Below are 26951 nucleotides of genomic sequence, written 5' to 3' on the forward strand. Positions count from 1 at the left end.
TGATAAACACCTATCGGGTAATTTTGAAATATTATGAGCAGTCGCGAACAGAAGAAACTTCAAACTCGACACGCATTTTTTAATGCAGTGCTCGATTTATGTATGACAGGTCAGTCTTTTAGCTCTATTAGCCTCAGGCAGGTAACACGCGAGGTTGGCGTTGTGCCGACTGCGTTTTATCGTCACTTCGATGGTATGGAATCGCTTGGACAAGCGTTGGTGGTTGAAGAGTTGGGCAATACCTTAGCCATTTTACGTGATAGCCTGCATATTGGGCGTAGACGTAGCTTTGAGCGGCAAATTGCCAAGAGTATTCAACTATTTTTGCAAACGGTTAGCGAGCAGCCGTACTATTGGCAGTTTTTGGTCAGTGAGCGCTTTGGTGGCTCAGAGGCGGTACGTAAGGCCATCAGTGAGCTAATAAAAATGCACGGGCAGATTTTAGGGGAAGACTTAGCACTACAGCCAGCGTTCACCCATATCAATACTTACGATCGCCGATTACTCGCTGAGGCTGGCGTGAATATGTTTTTTTCTTGGATTATCGATTGGCTGGAGCTGACTTATTCTGAGGATCATGACGATGAGGTTGATTTGACAGAGATTGAAGACAAGAAACAATTAATGCTACACAATTGTACCCGCCAAGCACAAATGTTATTCTATGGGGCTTATAACTGGAAGTCGAGCGAAGAGACGCGCCTGACTGATTGATAGCTCTAACTTTCTATCTTTACAATATATTTAGTCCCAAGAAGATGCGTATCATCAATATTGGCGCTGGTAGAAATACAATTGAATGCTGTACTGTATCTACAGAGGCTACTTAAATTTCTACCCGCCCGTAATCTAAATATTTGAAATATAAAAACTTGAAATGCCAGTCAAAAAACACATTAACTGGCTGCTGCCACTCGTTAAAAACTAGGCCGAAATGCCCATAAGCGCTGCGCAACGACTTTGATAACCTTAGGGCTGTTATCTTGATTACGGCTGTTATTGTTAGCGTCGCTATTGGTATTATTACTGCCTCCGTTGTTGCCATTTGTGGCACCATTGCCATTATCAGCATTATCCTTACTGCTATCAACACTGGTTTTGCTAATCAATACGGTCGCAAAGCGCTGCCTCGCCTCGCCAATATTTGAGCTGGCGGTAGCGGTGATAAGTGCCATAAATGCTTGGCTATCCACTGCTAGTAATGGCGCTAGTGCTTTGCGCTGATCATCATTCAGACTACTCAAGGGTGGCAGTTTCCATAAGTCATCAACCGACTCTAATGCCTGCTTGGCGCGCAAATCAGTAAGCGCTTGCGTTTGCTCAGCAGTCGCGCCGTCCATTAAAGCCGCCAGTAGCACAGGACTTGCCGTATTGATATTAATCGGCAAGTAATAAGGAACAGCCGTAACATAAGGCCGTAGGGTTGCTAATACTTCAGCACTCACTCCGCGAACCTCTTGTAGCTGCTCGACGCTTACCAGTGGTTGATTTGGCAAGGTTTTATCTGTTGTATTGCCCGACTGCTGAGCATAAACCACACTCTCATCGCCGCCATCTTTATAAGTCTCGCTATCCGTATCTTGCCAATCAAGTACGGCAACGGCGATATCAGGCTTCAAATTTAACTGAGTCAATAAACGCTGAAAGGTAGCAAGCGCAGCGGTATCGACCGCGTTATCATGATATAAATTATTGATATTAAAACGGCTGGCTTCGTCACGCAGCTCAGTGGTAATAGCGTGCGTACCTAAGGCATAGGGCGGTAGCGGCTGTGCCCAAATATCTTGTACGCTATCAGTATTATTTAGCTGATTATCAGCACGCAGCATAGTGAGTGCCAACTGCTGACCTGCATTAATATCTTGTAGCAGCTGGTCTTGGTTGAAGATCAAGCCACTACGGCGAATGGCAATCTTTTGACTGGCCAGCATCGATCCTGCAACCACAGTAATGCTGACAACCAATAGCAAGACGGTCAATAGCGCCACACCACGCTCAGAGTCCGGTGTCATTGACATAAGCGACTCTTTTTATTGATCGGTTGACGCATTTTACACACCACCTTCTACATTGCTATTACTGTTATGTGGTGTGGCTTGCGGTGCAAGCGCCCATTGCCACGTGATCGGCATCTCCTGATAGGTGAAGTTGACTGCAACGCCTTTGGGTAGGAGGATGATTTCAGACTTATCAGGGGCCATATTAGCCGTTTGTCCTAGCGCTCTATTGGCGTTGTTACTGCTATCTGTGCTAGGGAACTTGCTACTCATCTCCGGCAAATAGGCTTGCCAGCTCCCTGCGGTCACGCCTTCAAGCAGTACGCTGTCTAGGCTGACGCTATCACGTCCTCCTTGGATACTGGTATATTGCCGGCGAATTAAACGTTGATCAGCAAAAATATATTCAACCCGCTGCACACTGGTGCTACTTTGATAGCGCGGATCAGGATCAGCAAATCGCACAAAATTAATATGCTCGTCATCTAAGCTCATAAAGGGCTCAGCAGCGATTGGGTTCGTTTGGTTGTTATTGTTATTAGAGTTGCTATTGTTGCCGCTGTTATTACTGACACTTTGCGCATCGGGCGCTTGATAAGCAATAATCTGTCCCATATCTTGTTGTAGCTGCAGATACGCGTATTGCAATACCGCCAAGTTATCAGCATGGTACTGCGCCCGCTCACGTGCGCGATTAACGCTGTCAAATACTTGCCAACCGGCAACCGCCAGCATCGCAAATATCGCCATCGCTACCATCAATTCAAGTAGCGTAAAGCCATGCTGCGGCCTCATGGCTTGCCTCCAGTGGGATCTAATCTTCCTAAGTCCATACTACCAATCTCTTGCTCAGGGTCGCTTAGCACCACATTGATATCAGTGACAGTCGTACGGGCTTGACCGTCGACGATAGGCGCGACCGTGATATTTACCTCTTTTAGAGCGGGTGTCAGGGTATCAGCAACCGTCATAGTAACTTGCCAATCTCGACCTTGAGCAGTGGTGGTTTGCGTGCGATTGGCCGTAAGCCAAGTCTCTTGGATACGCAAATCAGCAGCCGCGTTTTGTGCCACAAAATGGGCAAGCGTTCGTGTCCGCAATACATCGACTGAATTTAAGTAAGCACTGCTGGCGCGGCTGGCGGCTACCGCGACCACGGCCAAAATAGCTAGCGCCACCATTACTTCAATCAGTGTAAACCCGCTCTCACGATTTGACATCATTCGTTATAACCCTTGCCCTATCGTCATACTGCCATCAGGCATGATAGTAATCACCTCACCAACCAAGCGCGACTGATGGCGTACCTCAATCGTCACTGGCGTGGCCTGCCCCGTTCCGAACCATAATACTTGCGGCACCGTTTGCGTAGTAAACCAAGGCTGCAAGGCTCGCGTCTCTACTGCCCCATTTGCATTATTCCTATTGCTGCTGTTATTAATAGCTTCTAAGCTTTGAATACTCAGACTAACCCCAGCAGGCAGTTCGGGCAAGGTGACATCAGGTTCGAGATCCCAGCTTGGGGTTGGTGGTTGCTCTCCATTAGAACCAGACATACCGGACAGATCTGCTGAAAGCTCCATGGCGTTTTTGGGCGTACTATCCGCGTTACTTGGTTTATCAACCGTTTGGTAAGCGATATATGGGTTTGATAATGTGACAATAACGGGTGTCACTTGGCCTCGCTTGTCTGCTTGTAAACTTAGCCCCATCGGCTGCATACGCTCAGCCGATAATAGACGGACATAGCTGAGCGAATCGGTTAGATGCTCATAAAAGGCGCGGTTTTTACGGGACTCACTACTGCCGACCGATAAGCTTATCATGCCAGCAAATATAGATATAATCACCACCACCACTACGATTTCAACTAGGGTAAAACCAGTCTGTGAACGAAATACGGTTGGTGGTATTAATATTGAAGGTAATTTTTGAGAAGGCGGTATCTCAGAAGGAGGTGTTTGACAACCATTTGTCTTAGAATGATTTGATTGAGAGTGAATTAACTGAGAATGATTTAATTGATAACAGTAAGGAAAACAATGACAGATACCAATTTTTATATCTGCGTTATTATTTAGACTAAGCACTTTTTTGCTGGTTAATAGACAGAAAGGGCAAGCGGCCACTGAGCTGAACTTAGTCTTAGCAGTGACCGGCATATTATCCCTATTATTATGTAGAGCAATGAGTAAATGTGATAAATTTTTAAAAATTTAAGAACTTAAACTCATTTAAACGCTTAGGCATTGATGTTTTATCACATGGCTTTTTGAAACCTTGATAATCTAATAAACGCTATTAATAGTTAGCATTACGATGTTCTTCTGACTCAGTCTCAATCTGATCTACCAACTCTTGCATGTCTTCATCCATGACCTGTTCATCAGCAGCAGGATAATGACTGGGTAACTCTAACATCTGCTGAACAAAAGCATAACGTAAGGTATCACGGCGACCTAAATAACGCTGATAAAAACTAGAGTTCAATAGTCCTGCACCGCCCTGACCCATAGCCCAAATGGAAGACAAATAATCTCGGGTGCTCAGACTGCTGCGCTCATCTTTTAAATAAACGCTAATAATGTCAATCAAGCGCTTCATACGCTGGCGACGAATATCATACAGCTCACCGAACAAGCGGTTAAGACCCGTAACCGAGGCAGCAAGGCGCTCTTCGATTTGGTTCAGTAGCATGGCTTTTTGCGGATTATAGAGCTGCTGAAAAATCATACGGGCGACTCCTGCCGATGGGCAATCTTCAATACGATTGATCTCAAACAACTGCTCTTCATAACGAAGAATAATACGCAGATATAGCTCATCTTTGCTGGAGAAATGCTTATATAGCGTACCTTTGGCCAAATCAAGCTGGTCTGCCAGACTGTCTAAAGTGATGTCACCGTCGCCCGACTCCAGTAACAGTTGCTCAGCCATCGCTAAGATATTCTCTTCTCGTGCTTTGAACTGGTGTTGACGACTCATGCTTTCTCCTAAAATCTAATAAAATTAAGCGTATGACCACAGTACGATATATAGTACGTTCAGCTGTGTGCTGACAATGACTATAAAATAACTACAAGGTAGCCATGAAGTGGTTGAAACAAGTTGCTACGTTCGGCTGTATCTTATGGATAGTTAACGGCTTAATAAGTAATTTCAACAAATGACTGATTGGTCATAGCATAACGATTTTAGTGATACTGTGCTAGTAAATTTTCGAAGTTTTTTGCAGTCAGCGCACCAACTTCTTCAGCACTACAGCCATATAAATCTGCGAGACAACTTGCCACGTACGGCACATAGGCAGGCTCATTGGACCTACCACGTTTGGGTACGGGTGCTAAATAAGGGCTATCCGTTTCAATCAGCAGTCTATCTCTAGGAACTTTTTGCGCAGCGTCACGTATGGTTTGCGCGCTTTTAAAGCTCACAATCCCTGAGAATGAGATATAAAACCCCAAATCAAGTGCTTTTTTGGCGGTTTCCCAATCTTCAGTAAAGCAATGAATAATGCCGTGCTCAGCGCCTTCAGCTTTTAGGATATCAATCGTGTCGTGTTTGGCCTCACGAGTATGGACGATAATTGGTTTTTTTAGCTGTTGGCTGGCATGAACATGACGCGCAAGGCTGGCTTGTTGCTCGTGCTTATTGTCAGTCGACCAGTAATAATCCAGCCCCGTCTCCCCTATGGCCCATACATGATCGGCATTAGCGGTCTCAACCAAACGCTCTATAGTCGCTGATTGCAATACGGCGATATCTTCGCAAGGATGGATGCCCACACTCATGCCTAAATTCAGGGTCTCATCACCATAAGTGCTAACAATATTGGCAATCTCGTCATACTCTGCAAAGTCACACATAATCGCCATCGCACGCGTGACATTGGCGTCTTTCATAGCGGCAATCGCGCCGGCTAAATCACCATCGTGGCGAGTTAAATCTAAACGGTTAAGATGGCAATGGCTATCAGTAAACATAAATAATCTCTTCGATAAAAAATGTATTAATAAAAAATCTTCTTAGTGAATAGATATTGCCTTAGTCGTGAGGTTTTTCAAGACAAGGACAATAGGCATGGCTTAAGCATTACTATTAGTACGCGTTGAACAGCGTTTATTTATTTTCGACCACCACTTACTGCAACGGTACCACTCGCATCACTTCCTCAAGCGTTGTCACGCCTTCGCTAATACGTTTTGCGCCAGATAAGCGTAATGGCTGTACGCCTTCGCGGTACGCTTGTTGTTTGATAACATCTAAATTCGAATCTGCTGCCACCAGTTTCTTAAGCTCATTGGATAATGGCATAATCTCATATAAACCAATGCGCCCTTGATAACCGGTATGGCGACAGTGCTCACAGCCCTGTGCGCTATAGATTTGCGTAGGCAACGGCGCGCGCCAAGGCTGTACCAATTCCTGCCATTGAATAGCAACCTCACTATCAGCAGTCACGGTCTGCGCTTGCTTACAGTGCGGGCATAGCGTTCGCAGTAGCCGCTGGGCCATCACGCCCAATATAGTAGCTGAGGTCAAAAACGGCTGGATACCCAAGTCATGTAAGCGCGTTATCGAGCTTGGCGCATCATTCGTGTGCAAGGTTGATAGCACCAAATGCCCCGTTAATGACGCTTGTACGGCCATATTTGCGGTTTCAGCATCACGAATCTCACCTACCATAATAATATCGGGATCTTGGCGCATTAATGAGCGAATACCATCGGCAAAGTGCAGATCAACCCCCGCATTAACCTGCATCTGATTAAAGGCGGGCTCAATCATCTCGATAGGATCTTCGATAGTACAGACATTCACTTGCTCGGTCGCCAGCTGCTTTAATGTGCTATATAAGGTAGTGGTTTTACCTGAACCCGTCGGACCGGTGACCAGAATAATACCATTAGGATGGGCTGTTAGCTCATTCCACGTTTCTAACTGTTTACCAGATAAGCCAAGCTGGGCAAAGGTACGCACTAAGACTTCAGGATCAAACACCCGCATGACTAATTTCTCACCAAAAGCAGTGGGCAAAGTAGACAAACGCAGTTCGGTTTCCGTCCCTTTTGGGGTCCGCGTTTTTAAGCGGCCATCTTGCGGTTTGCGCTTTTCAGCAACATTGAGTCGCCCTAAGATTTTAATCCGTGCCGTTACTGCCACTATAATGGCTAGCGGCATCTCATAGACCGTATGCAGCACCCCATCAATGCGAAAGCGCACCTTTCCGGTCTCACGGCGCGGCTCAAGGTGAATATCACTGGCACGCTGCTCAAAGGCATATTGCAGCAGCCAATCAACGACTTTGACAATATGCTGATCATTGGCATCGGGATTGGTATTATCACCAAGCTGTAATAATGCTTCGACATTCGTGACATCAGCAGCAGCCCGTTTATGAACAGAATTTGCGCCCGCAATCGCTTGAGTTACTTGATAGAACTCTTGGCGATAACGATTAATCTGCTCAGGATTGATATAGACCGTACGGAAAGTTTTAGATTTGATAATCTTTTCTATATTAGAGTGCCAATCGCTATAAAAGGGTTGATCTGTACCAATCACCACCTCATCATTAGTGACTTCTATCGGTAATATATGTTGCGAGCGGGCGTACTCAAACGACATGATTTGCGTTACCGCTGGCACGTCAACTTTTAGCGGGTCGATACGCACGAGTGACATCTCGGCCTTTGCGGCTAACCATTGATTCAACCATGCCAGCGTCAGCTTATGGTCACGCTCCTGATCAAGAGCATGACCATTGGCCAAACCAAACTCGCTAACCGTCAGCAGCGGATGTTGCGCTTTATCACGGCGACTGGTTACCACCAGATTGTAATCACGCTGATCAATCACCTTATCTGCCAATAACTCATCGAGACACCAGCGCAGATCAACCACTAGCGAGAACTTCGGAACCGACATATTCTTCTTCTTTTATTATTAAATAAGTAGCGAAAGGTTTATTAAAACGCGCTATTCTATAGTTGAGCCACTTTAAAACAGACACAACAGTATGGCTGGGAGAAATTTTAGTAGCCTCTGGCGTGACGCAGTCACACAGCAAGTTTAACCGCTATTATCTGTAAATGGCCTTCTTCTATCGATTGAAAACTCACATCAACGGACTTATAGCGCATGATAAAAATACTATGCAATTCATTACGGCGATAAGCAGGCCGTGGATCTTGGGCGATCAAAGCTTTAATAGGCTCAATATCAGAGTCTATCAGCTGCTGCTGTATCTTATCTATAACGGTTGCCACAGTAGTGTGTTTTTTGCTACTACTCTCAGTAAAATACCCTGAGCTAACAATTTCTCCACAAACAATTTCTCCAAACTGTTCTCGTGCCAGCTCAGTCATTACCACGGTTAATGGCGCTGGTGCTATTGGTGCAAATCCACTCTCAGCGTTAATATGAGCATCACTATAAGCGACATAAGGCTTAATATCGATAATTGGTGTGCCATCAATCATATCAGCGCCACTGATCATTAATAGCACACGTCCCTCTAATACTTCAATACGCTCAAGCTTCACCACTGACAGTCCTAAAGCGGAAGGACGATACATACTGCGACTGGCAAACACGCCTATTTTTTGATTGCCACCCAGCCTTGGCGGTCGTACTTGCGCGCGAAAATTCGTATTACCATCGCTTTCATCTGAAGGCTTGGCTTTGTTAACATGGTTTGATTTGGTTAAATAGTTGTGATGAAACTGCCAACTGATCCAAATATGGCTAAATGCTTCTAATCCCACAAATGCCGCTGGCGTATCATAAGGCGCAATCATCTCAATCACACTGCTCAGCGCCACCAAATTCGGCTGCCTTGGCGCACCAAACTTCTGTGATAATGGCGCTCGATGATAGCCAATGATGGGCGCAACATGGCTGGTTTTCAGCTGACTAGTTTCAAAGTGACCCGTTTCAAAATTACTAGTTTCAAAGTGATCAGGCATAAACCAACTCCCAAAACAATAAACGCTCTATACAAAAAAGGTCATTAGAAAGATACGAAATTATTCGCTAACGATATTCCATTTTATCATGCTACGGATGCCTTGCTTAGCGGATTTTTATTTTAAAGTTTGTTATTATGAGTGAAGATATTTATTGAGAATAACTTGCATTTATACTGTAGGGCACGCTGCTTTGACTTTACAGGCATTACTACGACCTTATATAGCACCAGAATAATGTTAAAATAGCTACTTATACCTTTATAACAAGCTTAGTTAACGCATAGCACTATCGGTGTTTTAGATTGGTGTCTTGAACCATCTTTTGAATTTGCATACCGTTTTAGAGCTTCGCTTAATAGTACTCGCCTAAAGACTTGAATACATCATTGTAAACATTCAACATTATAGAAAATCAACTTAATGCTAACGCTTAATTTAATACTCATTTAAACCTACTGCCGCAGACAGCAACCAATCAACGAGGACTTTATGTCAAAACTTCGCACCGAAACGGTCACAGAGGTTCATCACTGGAATGACGCTCTATTTAGTATAAAAACCACGCGTGACGACGGCTTACGCTTTCGTAATGGCGAGTTTGCGATGATCGGTATCATCGTTGATGGCAGACCACTGTTGCGCGCTTACTCGATTGCCAGTCCTAACTATGAAGAACACTTAGAGTTTCTTTCTATCAAAGTTTCTGATGGCCCATTAACCTCACGCCTGCAACATGTCAAAGTCGGCGACGAGTTATTGGTCAGTAAAAAACCAACGGGTACCTTAGTATTAGATGACTTATTACCCGGTAAACACCTATATATGCTGTCAACAGGCACAGGGCTTGCACCATTTCTGGCATTAGCGCGTGATCCTGAAGTATATGAGCGCTTTGAAAAAATAATTTTAGTCCATGGCGTGCGTTCTATCGATGATTTGGCATATCGTGATATGTTCGAAAACGAATTACCAAATGATGAAATCTTCGGTGAAGAGTTCCGTGAAAAATTCATTTACTATCCTACTGTTACTCGCGAAGACTTCAGAAATACCGGTCGTATTACCGACTTAATGAAGTCTGGCAAGTTCTTTGAAGATATTGGCTTGCCACCGATTAATAAAGACGATGACCGCGTCTTGATCTGCGGTAGTATGCCTTTCAATGCCGAGGTGTCAGAGATTTTAGATGACTTTGGGCTGACAGTCTCACCGCGTATGGGTGTACAAGCGGACTATGTGGTCGAACGTGCTTTTGTTGGTTAGAAAAAGGTAATTATAATAAATAATTCTTGACCTTCAAAATTAGGCTGTTATAATATGCAGCCTATACAGCTTAACCCTGTAGCCCAATTCAATAATGTTCAGCAGCAACAGCATTATTACCTAACACGCCGGTGTGATGGAATTGGTAGACATGACGGATTCAAAATCCGTTGCCTTTAAAAGCGTGTCGGTTCAAGTCCGACCACCGGTACCAATACCTAGTTCTATACTATCTTATAGAGCCGCTAAAGCCCCTGATATCAGGGGCTTTGTTGTATCTGACATCCTATACTGTCCTATGGATCTATCCTAATCCCTGCATTCTGAGTATACTGTCAAGTATACTGAACTTTGAGTGTGCTCATGGAGATCTAGGATCATGGATAGGAAAGCGATCAGTTCCGACCGTAGTATCAGCAGTCACAAGCCTGAATTAGTAAAATATTTTGTCCCTGTCAAAAATCATCCTAAACTTTTCCTAATGATACGTCCTACTGAGACGAAGTCATGGATGTATCGCTACTACCCGCCTTCCAACCCTAAACAAAGTATTATTTCTATCGGTATATATCCAAGTATCTCATATGCTCGTGCCTGTGAAGTTTGGCGGGAATATGAAGATTTTTTAAGCAAAGGTATTGACCCTAAAATCCATCGTGAAGATTTAAAGAAAAGTATTATTAGTAAAAATAAAAACTCTTTTAATCATTTTGCATGGGAGTACTTTGATGGTCTTGAACAAACTCAAAAAGGTAATACGTTAATTCGTAAGAAAGGTCGCTTAGAGCTTATCTGCTCTTATATTGGCAATGAGCCTATTAGCGAGATTGGATCACCTAAAATGCTTGAAGTACTGCTAGACATTCAAGCTAAGTCTTTAAATAAAGACGGTAAGCCTACAGACAAATCTGAACGCTGTGCAGGTATCGCGAGTGATGTATTCATCTATGCTAGTGCTCGAGGATTTTGCAGCACCAACCCTGCTTCATCATTAAAAGCCAATTGGCCAAGTCTAGCTACGGACACCGCCCTGCTGTGACTAAGCCTAAAGACTTGGCTAAACTACTGCGTGATATCGAGACCCTAGAAGGTGATCTGAATACGATTAATTCCCTTAGGCTATTGGCACTGCTCTTTGTGCGTAATGGTGATCTTCGAAGGATGAGATGGGCTGATTTAGATTTAAAGGCTGGCAGGTGGCAGTTAAAGCCCTTAAAAGGGCAAGGCAAGGTAAACATGGTCAGAGATATGGTTGTTCCCCTCCCTCTTCAGGCAGTTGCAATTCTACTTGATCAGCAGAACATTAACGGACATACAGAATATGTCTTTTTTAGCCAAACGGCAAAAAAACATCATATCATCTCAGACGCTACCGCTAATAACCAGCTACATAAATTGGGCTATCAAAATATACATTGTGCACATGGCTTTAGAGCTACAGCAAAGACCATACTGCAAGAGCAGTTAAAGTACTCTCTTGTGCTTGTTGAGATGGCATTGGGTCATACTACCAAAGATCCTAATGGAGGTGCTTACGGGCGATTTGATTACATTGATGACAGAGCTGAGATGATGCAAAAGTGGGCAGACTACTTAGATGCACTGAGAGAAGGTAAAGATACAGCAGAGTTTAGAGCGGATGCGCAAACCAAGTCTGGTGCTAATGCCCAGCTACAAGATTTGATTGCTCAGCTGGGAGAGGACAAGGTATTGGATATGCTGAGAGATAGGGTTTAATCCTATCTGAAGTATAAATATCAACGAAAATTGAAAGATACATTATTAAGTAAAAGGCTATTTTTAGATTATTTGCTTAACTGGCTAACATTCTTTCGTATTCTTCATCAAGATAACTTTCTACCTTTTCAGAGCTTACTTTACCAACGTAATACCAGTTTTTTATTTCTTTGAGAGCAATTGATCCAAATCTTGCGTAAGCAACTACGTTAGATTGCATAATGAAAGTTACTAAATTACCGCCTGACTTCAATGCAGCATGTCCAGCATCAATTAATGATAATGTCCCATGAGATATAAGTAACATTCTAACCATCTCAGGATGTTTTGTAGAAGGCAATGCATCCGTCCAACTCTTCTTATGATAAAACTTTTGTTTAACAAGATACATAAGCCTTGTCAAAAGTTCACATATCAAAACAGGAACTGCCATTGCAAGACCATGTCTGGCATCGTACCCTTTTTGAAATGCCATCACACAAGCTTCAGCAAAACTACCCTTATCCTTGTCATTAACGTTGAACTTCCCAAAATCTAATAACTGAAGTAATGAGTAAAAAGGTATAGGGATGCCGCTACCCCTTTTTTCGGGAGACTGTCCTCTAGTTCCAGATGAACCTGCTATATCAGAGAATAAATGGCCTAACCAATTAGCAAAACCACAAAATATTTTAGCAATAAAATTACTGCCACTTAGCTTAAATTCCGAATCAATTGAAACCAATTTTCCAGAAGCAATGAAATGAGCTTTATTAGTGAACTGATCTAATATAGAGAAAAATAGACCTATTAAATCAGGTGAATGCCCCAAGCTCATAATGTGATGGTTTTTGGTATTCATGTCAAATAATGAACCAACGTCTGCAGTGTGTCTATGATCATAATTTATTCTATACTTTTTTTCTAGAAATCCAATTGCACTCTGTATTGTATCTTTACCATCTCTTGAACCTTCCCAGCCTACTAATTTAGCGAATTTTATGACTGCTTGATCTACAAGATTATCTGCTGATTTTGTGAGAGGACTGTTATCTATAACGTTTACATTATTATTCTTACCGACACTACCGAGATTAAAAGATACAAAACAAATATCTATAATTCCCGATACTACTCCTGACGTTACCGCAAGCATGTAATCATACTTGTCACATTGAGCTTTTTGATAGGTAAAATCTTGCTTTACCATCTGCTCAAACTCAACTCTTTGAGAGTCGGACATCAGTTTTTTGAACGGATCATCAGATAAGTCAATATCATTTTTCAATGCATATTGTTCATACACGGAATAAACATCATCCAAGTTTTTGTTAGAGTCGTAATCAATAGTTTCGAGTTGTCCAATTTGATGATATTTTTTTGGCTTATCTTCTAATATATAACCCTCATTATCAATAAAATAGAACTCTTCATCAAAATCAGCAAAGAACTCTTCTGAGAGAGTCATAAATTCTTCGCTATCTGTATCTTCAACATGATCTAAGAGAGAGTAAGCTTCACTTATCAAATCAGCTACTTCGTCTTGGCTTGATTTCAATTTAGCTAGCTCATTTGATACCTCACCAATTTTAGTTTCTGACTTTTCAGTAAGATGCTTCTGAACTAGCATCACATTTGCTTGCTGAGTCGTATCCAAGAACTTCTGGGTCATTTGAAGAAACCTTTAAGCATCGATCTTGTTTTTTCCACTGATTTTTTAGTTTTTTCAGCAGATTCATGAATCTTATCTTTAGCTTCTTTAGAAAGAATAGAGCTTTCTTCTTGGTTTTTAGGTAGCTTTTCATCTACCTCATCAATACTCGCTTCAAAATTATGTTTTTGAAGCGATAGAGTATCAGAATTATTATTTTCTAACTGCTTATAATCTCTATCCTCTTCTATCCCCTCAAATGAGTTGTTTTTACTTGATGAATCTGTATTCAAATTGTCTGAGTCATCGCTCTCAGAGTGCTCATTACTATCATATTTTTCTTTGTAACTCGTAAACACACCTTTAAGCTTTGTAGCTCCTGAACGAGTTTTAGCAGATAATACATCCGAAGTATTAAAGTAGCCGATAATATCAAAGACCTGCATTAACTCTTCTGCATGATCAACATTTATTTCTTTTTTCAAAGTAAGTACTTCAACCGCTTCAAATGATTCATTACCCTCATTATCCTTAACTTTTTTCTTAGCAGTAGTTTGATAATAGTATTCTAATATGAATACTTTGTGTTGTTGCATGGAAGGTGAAATGGTCAGGTCATTAAGCTTAGCCAGATCAAGTATTGTTGGACATTTGCTTTTATATACTTGACTTTGAACATTATCTTTAATGTCGCCTAAAGCTTTACCACCTCTAGACATTGTCTTTAACATTCCGACTAGCTTGGCAATATTGTCTTCATTATTATAGTTGTTTTTTATAGCATCATTTAGCTGAGTGACAATACCATTTATATCATTCATCAATAAAGAAAGTGCCTCCTGGTTTTGCTTAATGATTTCATTTAACATCAACCTCCGTTTTTCATGCTTTGCAATTACATCTGTTCCTGTCATTTTCCTTAAACCATGATAGGTACCCACTCCAAGTAGTACGATAACTCCAATACCAGTCACCATACCTGACATACCTAGAAGCCCACCCATACCTAGAGTAGCTAAGCCTGAGGTTATACCAGCTGCGGAAAGACCCATTACTGAACCTGATATATATATAGCTGCTAGTGGTGTTCCAACAGCAGCAGCATTCATGCTAAGCTTTTTCATATTCTCGATTATTTCTGAGTCAGTTGTTTCATCATCTAGCACTGCCCTATCATTTAATATAGCTTGTTTGACAATCCCTTTATCTTCCTCTGTAATATTTATTTTTGGTAATATATTATTAAGAAATCTAAATTGGTCGTTAAATTTTTCTTTAGAACTAGAATGTATATTAACTAAGTCCTTGTACAAAGATATATGTAGGTTTCTTAATTGTCCCGCAGGGGCTTTAGTCTCAATAACTTTGAGTAAGTCTTCAACAGCTAGTACTTCCTCAGGGTAAGCTATGCTAGCTCTAACTTTATTTCTAGACTCTGATTTTAACTTCAACCTTGTCATTAAAAGTAAAAGCTCAGAAATTTCCTTTTCGTCAATAATACCGTCATCATCAAGTGTCATTCTAACCATGATACTCATATAGGCTATTTTTAAATCTTCATCCATATTTTCGATTGCTACATTCTGATGCGCATCTTCAAAACTATCGAAATTACTGATGACTTCATTTATTACTTCTACAAACCCACTAGCCGAAAACTTACTGCTTACAATTCTAGGCATGCTTATAAAATCTTCATTATTCAGCATGATGATTATAGAATCTTCCTGACTTAAACTGACTTTCTTGATTTGCGAAAAATCGACCTTCTTAACTGAATCTTTATTTTTTATATAAAATCCACTACCTACAAATAACAGTCCATCTTTTACGTTACCTAGTAAAGAATTATCATAAATAGCTACAATACTATTCACATCAGCATCAAAATCAAACTCTTTAATGGCATTATCAATTTTCTTTTTAGGTATTTCTGGAGCTACGTATATATTTCCGCCTAGACTATTTAATTTATCACGTAAAAACTCGTTTATATCCTGCATTTTATTACCTTATTTTATTAGTTTGATTTTTACTTAATTAAATATTCGAAATACTTGGTAATCCATTATCCACAACATACCTCAGACTATGTATAACAGGTTTTTGAAAAACCCCACCTTAAACAAACCACTTATAACAATCAATTTCTTTACAGCGATCCGCTAATACAAACTGATCAAACTATTGAATTTTTAAAGTAAACAGAACAATCAGTTTAAAAAACATTAAAAATCAAAGTCACTAGTGAACGAACGCCTTACTGTATATCTAAGCGATTTGTACTCTTTGTAGTGCGAAGTGCCTCCGACCCTTTCTTCTAGCTTTAAAATGACTTCTTGACCATTAACTTCATCAACTTTGCGTGTAAGTATTAAGCTTAGCTGCTGTTCTCTCTCACGAGGATTTTCTGAGCGTAGATCAAAAGTCATTTCACGGCTATCCGAGATTAGCTCCCCCGCTTCAGTGTAAATACCCACTCTTAGTACACGAGGCTGGGTTTTTTCTGTCACGGAAGTACTTTGATACATACTGAAGGTAAGCTCTTCCGTAGTAATCAAAGAGTTCGAACCCCGTAGGATATCTACCTCGACCGCTGTGGTGTCACTTTGTCTTTTTTTATTGATGCTGACTACAGGAACGACCACTTCTTGCAATGATGCGCCACCATGGACAAACCGACTGCCTGAGCCACTACGTCTCAAGCGATTGATAGACTTAGGGATTTGCACCTCTATTTGACCACTTAAGCCGAGCGCTTCAGAGCTGAATTTATGCAGGCCTGGTGAATCAACTAGACCTTTACCCAGTATAAATCGACGATCTCGATACGAAATTTCTTTACCTTTAGGCTCAGCACCTGAAAAATCACTTTCATCTATAGCACGGTTTTGATAAATAAACCCGTGATCGGCAGTGATTAATATATTATTAGCATTGGCATTGGCTAATTTCTTAATAATTTTTATCAAATCTTGCAATGTTTTTTCAGCAGCTTCAAAAGCCTCTCCTTCAGAGTGCATTTTATCGCCAGTATGGTCTATGCGATTGTGATAGATATAAATGACTTCATTGGCTTTTAACAGCTCTCGACTGCCTTCTCTATCGAGTTGCATGAATTTATCTGCTGTAATTGCCTCTCCTCGATCTTGTAAGGCGGCTTTAAGTATTTTACTTCTATTAACAGTGCCCTGTGAGCTTTGCTCATTTACAAATACCATAGAGTTGTCTGCAATGGATAATGTTTCATTAGGTAGCAAGGCTGCCATCCCAAGCTGAGTATAGCTAGGTAACATTGATAGCATAGGTTCTAAATCAGCGCTATAACGATCTTCTTGACGAATCAAGCTAACCAACTCGTCTGCTATTTCATAGCGCATGGCATCTGAGATAATGACGTATACTTTATTATTGTTATCTAAGAACGGCCTTACCCAATGCTTAAAAAAGCCATCTTGTCTAAGAATTGGCGATGCATCCCATTTGGGTTCTGCCTCGACAAACTCCTGAAAGCAATTACCTAACTTAAGAAGATAGCTATTAGAGTATAGATTCTCTACTCTATCATTGAGATCTTTGAGAAACGATACCTCTCCAGACTCGAGCTTATGGTAGATAAACTTGCGATAAAACTGGTCAAGCTTATACCAAGATTGGGTATAGCGTTCTATGCCTTGAACGAAACTATCCATATCAATCTTGACTTGCTTAAAGAGGGATACAAATTGAGCAGCATTATCAAGTGCTTGATAAATATGTTCGAATTCAGAATACCAATGGCTCTGACGACGTTGGCGAATCCAAACGGCAACTTGCTCAGCAGTAAAATCACTTGCTAGAACCGCATGAGCCAAATCGTTGATTATTTTGTTATCGATTAAGCTGAAGTAATCGATTTCGATCAATTGTTGGAAGTCACGATTGCTTAGATCATTTTCGATATCAAGGTCATCGGCAAAGCTATCTGATAGTTTCTCAAAGCTGTCTTGATGCTGCTTACTGTCTTTCCAACGTTTCAGAAACACGAGCGCATCGCTTGTCAATTTCACCTGACCACCAGTCGCCATTGCATAGCTGGACTTAAATAGCTCAATAGCAAAATCACGAATACCAGGCTCATCAGACTTATAACCGTAGTACCGACTCATTTCTTCCCAAAAAAAGCTATCAAGACCACATCGACTTATCAGTTTGAGCTTTTCATCTTTCTCGTTAGCTAAATCCTGTAATAGACTCTCAACGATTGAATCCATTTTAGGCTCGCTTTTAGCGCATACTGCCAGCATCTTTAGCTGAATCATACCGGAGCTGTCATTAGGATCTATTAGTTTATTTAGCGCTTCTTTACGGCTATTGGCTCGAAAGAACTCCGTGTGATCCTTTAAAACCTCTGCAAACTCAATGCCCAATGATAGCTCTGAGAGCCAGATAGCTACTTGATCAGTACGGAACTCACCATGTGCCAGTTGTACATCCAGTAACCAACTGTCCAGCTGCGCAGGTTGAGCCCCTGCATGATAGAGCAGGAACTTTTGATTGGGCTGCTCACGCATTATTTTGTATTTAATGCTGAACTCATTATTATCCAATACCACTTTTTCGACATCTTGTAGTATTAGGCTGTCAAAGTCGTCACGCAGCTCTTGCTTGGTATCGTACCAAAAGACAATACGATGACGCTTAAACAGCTTCTGTAATGCGTTTATGATGCGATCATTCATTAGCTAAGCCCCGCCACTTTCTTTAATGCATTACCAAACTTAGGATAGTTGACCTTAACGCCATCATCTAGGTCTATCTCTATCTGTTTGGTCGCTAGAGGATAGAGTACATCTCGTTCGTACTCTTCCATCTCAGTAATCATTTTTGTGGTCTTGTCCAACTCTTTTAACGCCTTAGTTTTTTCACTTTGGCTCTGGTTACTACTAATATTAATTGCCGTAAGCTGGTCTTTATAGGCAGTGAGTTTAGTACGGAACTCGCGCAGATAATCGTTAAGTACTATGCTTACCGTATCAGGCTGATAGCGATGCATGTAAATAAGCGCATTGAAGTTACCACTCGAGAACAGCCAATATATAGGACGTTTTTTATAACGCTTAATGTGATCGTTGTAAAAGTCTTTTAAGAAGTAATCACGGATATCACGTGGTTTGTCGTGCTTACCAAGCGCTAACTCAATGAATTGCATATTGCTTTCATAATGTTCTTCACCAAAACCTATCTTTATGAACTTAAGGAAACGCTCAACAATATCATCACTAAACCACCCCGCATCTAATATAGGAATCACGTTGTTTTTATCAGGTGAGAAGCTTGGGCTAGGTACCTGTTCAGTATAATGCTCTATTTTATCACCTTGATTGGCGAGTATTAATCCTGGCTTATCTAGACTATAGCGACCAAACATACAGCCGACTGCATACGAGATCAGCTCACGCATGGTATCGGCTAGCAAGAGCGCTTCTAGCTCATCGTCTGTCTTGACGCCACCATAACGATAATAGGGATTACAGGTTAAGGTTATTTCTTTTAATGTAACCTCAGGGGTTAGCTCGTCTTGTAAACCATAAGCATTAATAAATATGCGATTATTGTCTTCTTCTAAGCGCTGCATATCATCGGTCATTTGTTGCCAATGAATGCGTAATTCTTTATAGGCGTCTGTTATTTTTGATTTGCGATACTGTTCTTTAAGCAGTGGTAAGTTAGTAAAGTCCCATGAGTCTTCGTATGAATCCCAGTCTTCTTTTGAATGTCCTATTATTAATTCTACGTTACTATTAACAATATTTTTATTAACGTCTATTAAAGGTATATTTTGGATATCACCAACGTTCAAGTTTATTGTTGGATTCATCAATTTAGCGATATATTCTGTTATTGGTGTGTTCACTAGACCAAGTAAGAAAAGCAAATTATTTTCATCTTTAGGAAATAAAGTAGGCGCAGCTAGATTGAAAATCTCATCATCATTTATTATTCTAAAAGATTGCTTACCAGATGTAATTAAAGTCCAACAAAACCCTTTTTTCCACCTTAAATATTCTGGCAAAATCCTAGCAACTCTATCACTTCGATAGTGCTGTCTTGCCGTTTGTGACCAGTTTATTAAAGTATCTAAATTACCATACCAACGACGAAAGCCTCCTCCTTTAGGATGCTTTATCCACTTTTTATTAATTCCACTCGACGAATTACTTACTTCCCATAAATATCTTAAATACTTATCGTTATTACCAGTTTTAGTCTGTCCATCTGAAATAGTTAATGATTTAATATTTGGATTATCAAAGCACTCTCTTATACGATCACTAACCCAGTAAGCAATTGGTGATCCATCTATTTTCTTCAGGTCAGTAGCGGAAACATAATAAACCAACTCACAATCTTTATTATTTTTAATATCAGAAATCATACTTTCTTTTTCAGATTCCGACTTTCCTTCGACTAATCGTAAATAGCTTCCTTTTTGGTTCTTATTGTTAGCATTTTTTAATATAAAAGCTGTAGTAGAAACAACCTCACCACCTATACTATCAAAGGCTCTTGTACCCAAATGCGCCATAGATAAAATCGTACTATATTCTAAAAGATATTCACGAAGATTTTCATACGACTTTAGGAACATCCAACTATGCATGGTTATCATTGCCACTATTCCTAACTTTTGTGTTAGATCCAAGTTAAGCTCAATAAACATAGCAAACAAGTCTGACTTGCTGTTAGGGTAGTTAATTTTAGACCAGTTTTTTAGACGTTCATTCATCCCTCCACCACCCATATATGGTGGATTAGCAACAACAACATGATACTGTGGAATTAAATAATCTGCTTGTTTTAAAAGCTTAAGCACCTTTTGATGAGTATTCCCTAAGAATAACTGCCCTGATACATCAGTCGCTTCTAACTGCTCTAAAATCTCAGCAACGTCTTTTAGCTTTGGTCTAATCAAAGAGCCAAAGTTATTTACCTCATCAAACTGGCGCAGCGTCGTCTCTAAGTCAGCCGTAAACAAATCACGACCGATAAAATCCATATACTCATTCAGCTCATCATCATCAAAATCAATTGGCTCAAGTACACAGATATTTGGGCGCACACCTGTATTGAAGAATCGACGGTGACGATCTCGTGCCTTCATAGTTAACGCAAAAGCGGCTAACTCTCCGGCACGTTCGTCAATTTCAATACCGTACAAGTTATGAGTTAAAATACGCGAGGGTATATCTATAGCATCATAGCCTTGCTCTTCATAAATGGCGTATAACAAATCAAAAGCATAAGTCAGCATGTGACCTGAGCCACATGCTGGATCACAAATTTTAAGATCTTCTGGACTCGCTACTCTTAGATAATCTGTATCATCATTATCTTCAGCAGGCTTTATATAGTACTCCATGCAGTCAGCAAGTTTTGATTCTGGATAGTTCAATAACCACAGGCGACCAAGTGAGTTCTCTACCAAATAACGTACGATCCAGTGCGGAGTGAATAGCTGAGTAGCCGCAGGGATGTTTTCTGGCGTTACCTTTTTATTCTTCTTTAAGTCTGCAAATACATCGTCTTTTTTATCTGAGATGTAGAACTGATACAACCAACCGATTACTTCAACATCTTCGCAAGCACTTGCTGGCATCGCTTCACGCATATTAGCCATAACAGAGCTGCTTGACAGTAAATCATCAGGCATCAGCAGCTCTGTATAATCATCGATACGCTGAAATAAAAACGGCATGGATGCATGCCATTGGTTACAGTAGGCCACTAGCAGAAGACGATAAACTTCCGCTTCTGGATTGCGGCTAGGCGCTTTACCACTCAGTAGATTAAGTATTTGATCACGGACTTCTACTGATACTACTCTATCGTCAAGCTCTCCTGTTTTTGCTAGAGCCAATACCTCAGGCTGGGTATCTCCTGTAGCAGCAGACACGACAAGGCTTCTGTTATAGCGGTTCATATCCATGAAGCGAAGCGCACAGAATCGATTGAACCAGATATAGGCTATACGCTCGACGACTTCCTGCTCGGACTGTTGGTTGATAAGATCTTCTAGCTTTTTAACGGCAATAGGATTCTCACGTCTGGCTAGGCTCTCCTCTGCGCGTACAAACTTAAGCTTAGTTGCAATTTGTTCAATTAAAGTAGTACGAGCTTTCTGAGCAAAATTCTTAAGCTTAGTGGTTTCCATTAAATATAAATCCTTTTACCTTTACGTATTTCATTTAACAGCGCTTGACTCATAGCCTGTAGGTAACGCTCTACATCCACTTCATTCTCTAGCCAAGCTCGGTCGTAAGGTATATTTATCTTACTCGAAGTTATGTAATCATTCTTAGGCTCACTCACCTGTTGAGGTTTAGCTACCTGTGATTCGTCTTTATTACCATCTTCATTGCTTGCTTTTGAAGGCACTGGCGTTGGCTTAGGGGTTGCCATCACTACCATTTTTTGCAATAAATTTGAATAGCCTTTATCTTTGAAATACTGCAATCTATCATTGATAACGGCAATCAGCACTTGCTCATTCACATCCTCAATTAGTTTTACATAAGGGGCATCGAGCTCTGCTTGCCTAATATCTGGCAGTTTTTTATATTCATCCATTTCTTGCATACGCGATTGCATCTGCTCAAGCGTTTCAATCGCTTGGCTACGAATTTGCTTCAGAGATTCATCGATTTTAATTTTTAGGCTGTCTAATAAAGTTTTTATTTTCTGTATTTGACCCCCTTTATATATAGACGTATCATCCAGGCTCGTTTTAAGGACTCTAACCTGTTCTTTTTCAATGTAATCGAAGTTAGCTGATTGATCTCTTAGAAACTTATGAGCGTCGTCGTATATATTTATTTGCGAGCCATTCATAAATCTATAGATTGGATCTAGTACCTTCTCTTTTAACTCCAAAAGCTCATCTTCAATATCTGGACTGAGCTCAGTCAGATACCATGCATAAGACTCTTTCACTAATTTTTTAATACGCTGAATCGCTGGCTCTAACGTAGTTAAGAACGGATAGCTTGTTGACTGTGCCGACCAACCTTCAAGATCTTTTAACAACTCTTTGAAAGTATCAATCGTCTCATTGCCCAGTGCTTTTGCTTCATTATTACTAGGCGGTTTAGCAAAAAAGTCTTCATAGAACTCTTTGAGTTGACGAACTTGCGATGCTGTAAATTCAACTTGTGGTTCTAATACCAAATTAGCTTGATGTTTATTATTAATCAAGGCACGAGCAAGATCACTATCTTCTAGTACATTGCTATCCATACTTACTTCGATCTTGCCATTCACGCACAGCTTTGCAAGGGTACTCAGTACTGCTGTATACGACCATCCGTAAGGTTTTTTCTCGAACTGCTCCAGCAAGGCTTTTACCGTAGTACGTATCGCTGATTTAGTGTTTCTCTGGATAAAAGCCATTACATCGCGCTCTGGCTCGGCTAGTGCGAGGGCATCATCGCGAAGCATATCTTGTTGTGAGGAATCAAGAAACTTCGCTACATCACTCTCTGTATATGACGTGTCACGTAGCATACGTAGATTGGGATAGGCTCGAGAAACAAGCTCATGGAATCCTTTTTCAATACGAGTCTGTGCCTCCTCTGAGCTAACATCAATCTCTATGCCTGCTACCAATAATTTAGCCTTACCGATGAGGCTCTTAATTCGCTGTAGCAATTCAGCTTGACGCTTAGTATTCTGCTGTCCTTTTTCACCTAAAATACGTTTTACTGTTTCTTGCTGGGCAATAGAGTAATTCTGCCTGACGTATTTCTCTGTGCGTTTATACATCGTTATGTCATTCATCAGACGTGAATCAGCTGGCAACACCACAAACAACTCGTCACTAGAGAAGTTAGATTTGTTAGACATCATCTCATCGTTTTCAGCATGCTCATAAAACGGACTAATAATATTAATACCTATCTCATGTTCACGACCATATAACTTATCATCAAGCTTACGAGAAAAAGAGTAGTCTTGTCCCTGACTTCCTGATGAGCCAGTGTTATAACGAATCTTTCGATTTTTTATAACTTGATCAAAAATTATATTTTCAAGCTCAGTGGCAACATCAGCTGCCTCCACTTCCGTATTTTTTATCTCTTCTTCAATATCCTTTTCTTCGTCAGAAAGGTATTCATATATTTCCCCTGTACGCTGTACGTAGGTTTGATCCTCTAACAGATTGAGAGCCTCTTCTACACGCTGGCGCAGTACAGAGACATCCTCATCAAAACTACTCAGCATTAAGACACAGATATTACGGATAGTGGACTTAAAGCCATCGACATACTTAACTAAAAATAATGCCTTTAGTACCTGAACTGCAAACTCGTTATCTAGATGCATTTCTGCATTGATAACAGCACGTTGAATATTGGACTTTAATGCGGTACGAATACCTTCGAACATCAAGTCAAAAGTCGCTAGCTGACCTATATCATGACTACCTACTTTTATCGCTACCTGCTGAAACACGCCCAACATAGAACGCTCACCGACTGAGCTATGCTTACCTTCAAAAGCATTATGTAGTGATAGATCAGCGATAGCGGACTGGAACAAGGTGAACTGATAAGGAATAAAAGGATAGCTATTTATAAAGTGCTCTTCATCCTTGAAGTTTCGAAATGTCTGTGATCCATCAGCAAAATCAAATAAAGTTTTGAAGTTATTTGACTGATTAGCATAGATGCCTGAAAGCAACTGAGTACCTTCGTCAGTTTTAACAAGAAGACGCTTTTGAATAACCTCTGCTACGTTAGCACTGGTAAGCTTCATCCGATTGGCAAAACGTGCTTGGATTTTTGAAAAATCGTTACTTTGTTGCTTGCCCATCTCACCGACAACAGTACCCATATCTTCTTGAGCGGTCACAATGATCCAAGAGCGACCACGAGACTTGGTCGCCAAGCTCTCAGCAATGGTCTGAAGGTTAGTCATCAACTTAACGTTCTCAGCAATATATTGCCCTACTTCATCGACGAAGAAATTTAACCGAAATTCATCATAGCCATGTTCTTTGATCTGACGCTCAATATACTCATCAACTTGTGCTGCGAAATCCTCAATCGAAACATGATATTGACTACGGTACTTATCTAGGACTCCCATCGCTAGCGCTTGATCTTCTCCTGTCGCTTGGCTATAAGCTTGAGCAATATTCTTTGCTTCAAGTATTGCTTGCTCACGTCCTTTTTCCCAAGATTTATTTGCGATGGATGCGTAGGACTCTTTAAAATTATTATAAAGATCACGACTATCAAGGTCTCGTTCAAACTGGGCAATGTGTCCTTGCTTACCGTAATAACCGCACATCTCGTCAAAAACTTTAACAAACACAGCAAGCAAAGCATCGACTTGAGTCTTACTGATAACATCTGCCTTTTGATCAATATTGAACAGGATGCTTTTTGAAGGAATCGCTACAGCCTTTTGAAGACTAGTACTCAATGATTGGTTGTCACCACATTTAGGTAAAAATAGCTCAAGCGCTGATGTGTTATCGATTTTTCTATTTTCGAGCAATAGTGCCAACATTTTTAATAGATGTGATTTACCAGAGCCGAAGAATCCTGATAACCAAACACCATTAGCAATCTGATAGTCGTTGTAAGCATCAAAAAACGAGATTAGGCGATCTTCAACCTCATCTGTTAGCACATACTCTTCTAACTCTAAACGTAGACTGGCTTCATCATCAGCCTTAATTACACCTTCAATTGGACGGTCTACTGGTTTTTGAAATATAGTTTTAAGAGCGGTCATACTTGCCTCATTATGCTTCACAGTGATAAATGTTGAATGCGCGATAGTATTTGTCATCATGCAGTCTGCCAAATAAATCGAGCGATGCGCCAGACTCTAAAGAATGAGTGTAGGCTCCTGGAAAAAAGATAACGGTTGGTTTGTCTTTTGCAGTACTTTGCAAGTTATTCAAAACGTTGTGTGAGCGTATATAGGGAAATACTTCGCCAACGCCAGATAAAAATAAAACATCATAGTTTGTACTATTCAGCTTATTGGCAATAGCTGGGACAAGATGAGACTCAGGATCTAAGACCCCTTGAAGGAGCTCTTTAAGCTGCTCTTTTGAAATTTCTGGCTCCATCTCTATTATCTGCTCAAAAATCTCACGTTCTTTGAGTAACTCTATCGATAGGTCATATAGATTAATACTTAGTACATTGATGCCTTTATTTTTCAGCTGTTTGGTCAGTTGATCTTCAAGACGCAGCATCTCATTTAGCTCTTCCGGTCTAAATGGACAGATGAAAAATGGCACTTCATTACCTAGACCTTGCATTTTAAGAAAGCGCTCACTTGAAACAACAGCAAGAAGATGGTCGTAACTTTTCTTATCACATGCGTTTACATCGCTCATAGTCATGATGACATTCCTTTATACGGCAGCTTCAGATACTGTGAAATACATGATATCTCTTCCGCCATTACGCTCAATAACTTCTAATAAATTTGGGCTAAAAATAGTGGCTTGGATATTATTTTTACCGTCTAAGAAATGAGCTTCTCGAAGCATTTTAAACAGTACCTGTCTGAGTTTTTTCTTTGTACTTATACTCAAACTATCAAGCTCACTATGCCAATCACACTTGCGATTAAAAAAAACATCGAAATCCGAGTATTGAAGATCTGGCTTGAAAGTGATAAAACGCTCTCTCAATACTTCAGTAGCAAAATCAGCAATAAATTTATGATGCCGACAAATTGCTATCCATATCAGATAAGCTTGATCTTGGTAATCACTGTCTACAAGCAGGCTCAGCTCTTCAGTAGTAAGGGTGCTCAAACGAGATATAATTTCATAGCTTAACCGCTTGAGTGTGCTTACAGCTCTAGACTGAAGCAGATTATCTACAATGACTTTTCCCTTCACTTCATCCCAATCACCTAACTCAAGGTACAGTTTGGCTATCGTCACTGACTCTGCTTGTAGCAGTGCACCAGCCGTAAATGACATATTGTATTTCTGATCATTAATCTTCATTCATCTACCTTTGAGGTGCGCTCAATATAGCTTTAGCAGCTGTGCGCTTGTGATGGTGCTTATTAGATACTTCTGAAGGGCAATATTGTACATGGTTCTGTGTGTGGCTTAAACAGTATGATTTAGATTGGTGCCTGAATCCAAGATTAAATTCAGCTGATACATTCCTCTGTTCCGCTAATGCTTTTGTTGTCACAAAGTCTGCTGCTACATCTAATACGATTAACTCAAACGACAGCCCTAAAACAATCACTTGATAAATTAATGTTCTTTTTAGTATGTGCATGAATAATCCTCTTCTTTGATAGAGATAGATTATTGACCGAATAATG

19 protein-coding genes and 1 tRNA gene are annotated in these 26951 nt (G+C 40.6%); 5 read left to right on the forward strand and 15 right to left on the reverse strand.

Annotated elements, in window-relative coordinates; translation table 11 throughout:
• The first annotated feature begins 33 nt into the window (after positions 1 to 33).
• Positions 34 to 714: a TetR/AcrR family transcriptional regulator gene (locus U1P77_RS05995; RefSeq protein WP_321156445.1), complete on the forward strand. Its 681-nt coding sequence runs from the start codon at positions 34 to 36 to the stop codon at positions 712 to 714.
• 203 nt (positions 715 to 917) lie between these two features.
• Here the strand turns inward: U1P77_RS05995 and gspK are convergent, their stop codons facing one another.
• From gspK to tsaA, 8 genes are all read right to left on the reverse strand, one after another.
• Positions 918 to 2018 (reverse strand): type II secretion system minor pseudopilin GspK, encoded by a 1101-nt coding sequence (gene gspK, locus U1P77_RS06000; RefSeq protein WP_321156446.1) that lies wholly within the window; start codon positions 2016 to 2018, stop codon positions 918 to 920.
• Positions 2019 to 2051: 33 nt separating this feature from the next.
• Positions 2052 to 2792, reverse strand: a complete 741-nt coding sequence (gspJ, locus tag U1P77_RS06005; protein WP_321156447.1) for a type II secretion system minor pseudopilin GspJ — start codon at positions 2790 to 2792, stop codon at positions 2052 to 2054.
• A complete protein-coding gene (gspI, locus tag U1P77_RS06010) occupies positions 2789 to 3220 on the reverse strand; it encodes a type II secretion system minor pseudopilin GspI (RefSeq protein ID WP_321156448.1) in 432 nt (143 codons plus the stop codon). Before gspI ends, gspJ begins: the two co-directional genes overlap by 4 nt.
• Before the next feature lie 3 nt (positions 3221 to 3223).
• Complete coding sequence (locus U1P77_RS06015; RefSeq protein ID WP_414479070.1) at positions 3224 to 3943, reverse strand: prepilin-type N-terminal cleavage/methylation domain-containing protein; 720 nt, start codon at positions 3941 to 3943, stop codon at positions 3224 to 3226.
• 355 nt (positions 3944 to 4298) lie between these two features.
• Positions 4299 to 4982: a TetR/AcrR family transcriptional regulator gene (locus tag U1P77_RS06020; protein ID WP_321156450.1), complete on the reverse strand. Its 684-nt coding sequence runs from the start codon at positions 4980 to 4982 to the stop codon at positions 4299 to 4301.
• 209 nt (positions 4983 to 5191) lie between these two features.
• Positions 5192 to 5980 carry a TatD family hydrolase gene (locus U1P77_RS06025; RefSeq protein ID WP_201557737.1) on the reverse strand — a complete coding sequence of 263 codons (789 nt, stop codon included), beginning with the start codon at positions 5978 to 5980 and terminating at the stop codon, positions 5192 to 5194.
• 157 nt (positions 5981 to 6137) lie between these two features.
• Positions 6138 to 7925, reverse strand: coding sequence for a type IV pilus assembly ATPase TfpB (locus U1P77_RS06030; protein ID WP_321156451.1), 1788 nt, complete (start codon positions 7923 to 7925; stop codon positions 6138 to 6140).
• A gap of 131 nt (positions 7926 to 8056) precedes the next feature.
• Positions 8057 to 8965, reverse strand: a complete 909-nt coding sequence (tsaA, locus tag U1P77_RS06035) for a tRNA (N6-threonylcarbamoyladenosine(37)-N6)-methyltransferase TrmO (RefSeq protein WP_321156452.1) — start codon at positions 8963 to 8965, stop codon at positions 8057 to 8059.
• Positions 8966 to 9457: 492 nt separating this feature from the next.
• Between tsaA and U1P77_RS06040 the strand changes: the two genes are divergently transcribed.
• From U1P77_RS06040 to U1P77_RS06055, 4 genes are all read left to right on the forward strand, one after another.
• Entirely contained in the window at positions 9458 to 10231 is a 774-nt protein-coding gene (locus U1P77_RS06040; protein WP_321156453.1) for a ferredoxin--NADP reductase, read from the forward strand.
• A gap of 127 nt (positions 10232 to 10358) precedes the next feature.
• A tRNA-Leu gene (locus tag U1P77_RS06045) sits at positions 10359 to 10445 on the forward strand.
• A 165-nt stretch (positions 10446 to 10610) separates the two neighbouring features.
• On the forward strand, positions 10611 to 11270 hold the full coding sequence (locus tag U1P77_RS06050; protein ID WP_321156454.1) for a tyrosine-type recombinase/integrase: 660 nt from the start codon (positions 10611 to 10613) through the stop codon (positions 11268 to 11270).
• Entirely contained in the window at positions 11267 to 11968 is a 702-nt protein-coding gene (locus U1P77_RS06055) for a tyrosine-type recombinase/integrase (RefSeq protein WP_321156455.1), read from the forward strand. The genes U1P77_RS06050 and U1P77_RS06055 overlap by 4 nt, the downstream gene beginning before the upstream one ends.
• 76 nt (positions 11969 to 12044) lie before the next feature.
• Here the strand turns inward: U1P77_RS06055 and U1P77_RS06060 are convergent, their stop codons facing one another.
• From U1P77_RS06060 to U1P77_RS06090, 7 genes are all read right to left on the reverse strand, one after another.
• On the reverse strand, positions 12045 to 13619 hold the full coding sequence (locus tag U1P77_RS06060; protein ID WP_321156456.1) for a hypothetical protein: 1575 nt from the start codon (positions 13617 to 13619) through the stop codon (positions 12045 to 12047).
• Positions 13616 to 15601, reverse strand: coding sequence for a hypothetical protein (locus tag U1P77_RS06065; RefSeq protein ID WP_321156457.1), 1986 nt, complete (start codon positions 15599 to 15601; stop codon positions 13616 to 13618). The genes U1P77_RS06060 and U1P77_RS06065 overlap by 4 nt, the downstream gene beginning before the upstream one ends.
• Before the next feature lie 225 nt (positions 15602 to 15826).
• Positions 15827 to 18319 carry a BREX-1 system phosphatase PglZ type A gene (pglZ, locus tag U1P77_RS06070; RefSeq protein WP_321156458.1) on the reverse strand — a complete coding sequence of 831 codons (2493 nt, stop codon included), beginning with the start codon at positions 18317 to 18319 and terminating at the stop codon, positions 15827 to 15829.
• The gene (gene pglX, locus U1P77_RS06075; protein WP_321156459.1) at positions 18319 to 21792 is read right to left on the reverse strand and encodes a BREX-1 system adenine-specific DNA-methyltransferase PglX; all 3474 of its coding nucleotides are present in this window, start codon (positions 21790 to 21792) and stop codon (positions 18319 to 18321) included. The genes pglZ and pglX overlap by 1 nt, the downstream gene beginning before the upstream one ends.
• Complete coding sequence (gene brxC, locus U1P77_RS06080) at positions 21792 to 25379, reverse strand: BREX system P-loop protein BrxC (protein WP_321156460.1); 3588 nt, start codon at positions 25377 to 25379, stop codon at positions 21792 to 21794. Before brxC ends, pglX begins: the two co-directional genes overlap by 1 nt.
• Positions 25380 to 25389: 10 nt before the next feature.
• Positions 25390 to 26001 carry a DUF1788 domain-containing protein gene (locus U1P77_RS06085; RefSeq protein ID WP_321156461.1) on the reverse strand — a complete coding sequence of 204 codons (612 nt, stop codon included), beginning with the start codon at positions 25999 to 26001 and terminating at the stop codon, positions 25390 to 25392.
• A 12-nt stretch (positions 26002 to 26013) separates the two neighbouring features.
• Positions 26014 to 26619 carry a DUF1819 family protein gene (locus U1P77_RS06090; protein ID WP_321156462.1) on the reverse strand — a complete coding sequence of 202 codons (606 nt, stop codon included), beginning with the start codon at positions 26617 to 26619 and terminating at the stop codon, positions 26014 to 26016.
• Positions 26620 to 26951: the final 332 nt, after the last annotated feature.

This window comes from Psychrobacter sp. LV10R520-6 (assembly GCF_900182925.1).
GTDB lineage: Bacteria > Pseudomonadota > Gammaproteobacteria > Pseudomonadales > Moraxellaceae > Psychrobacter.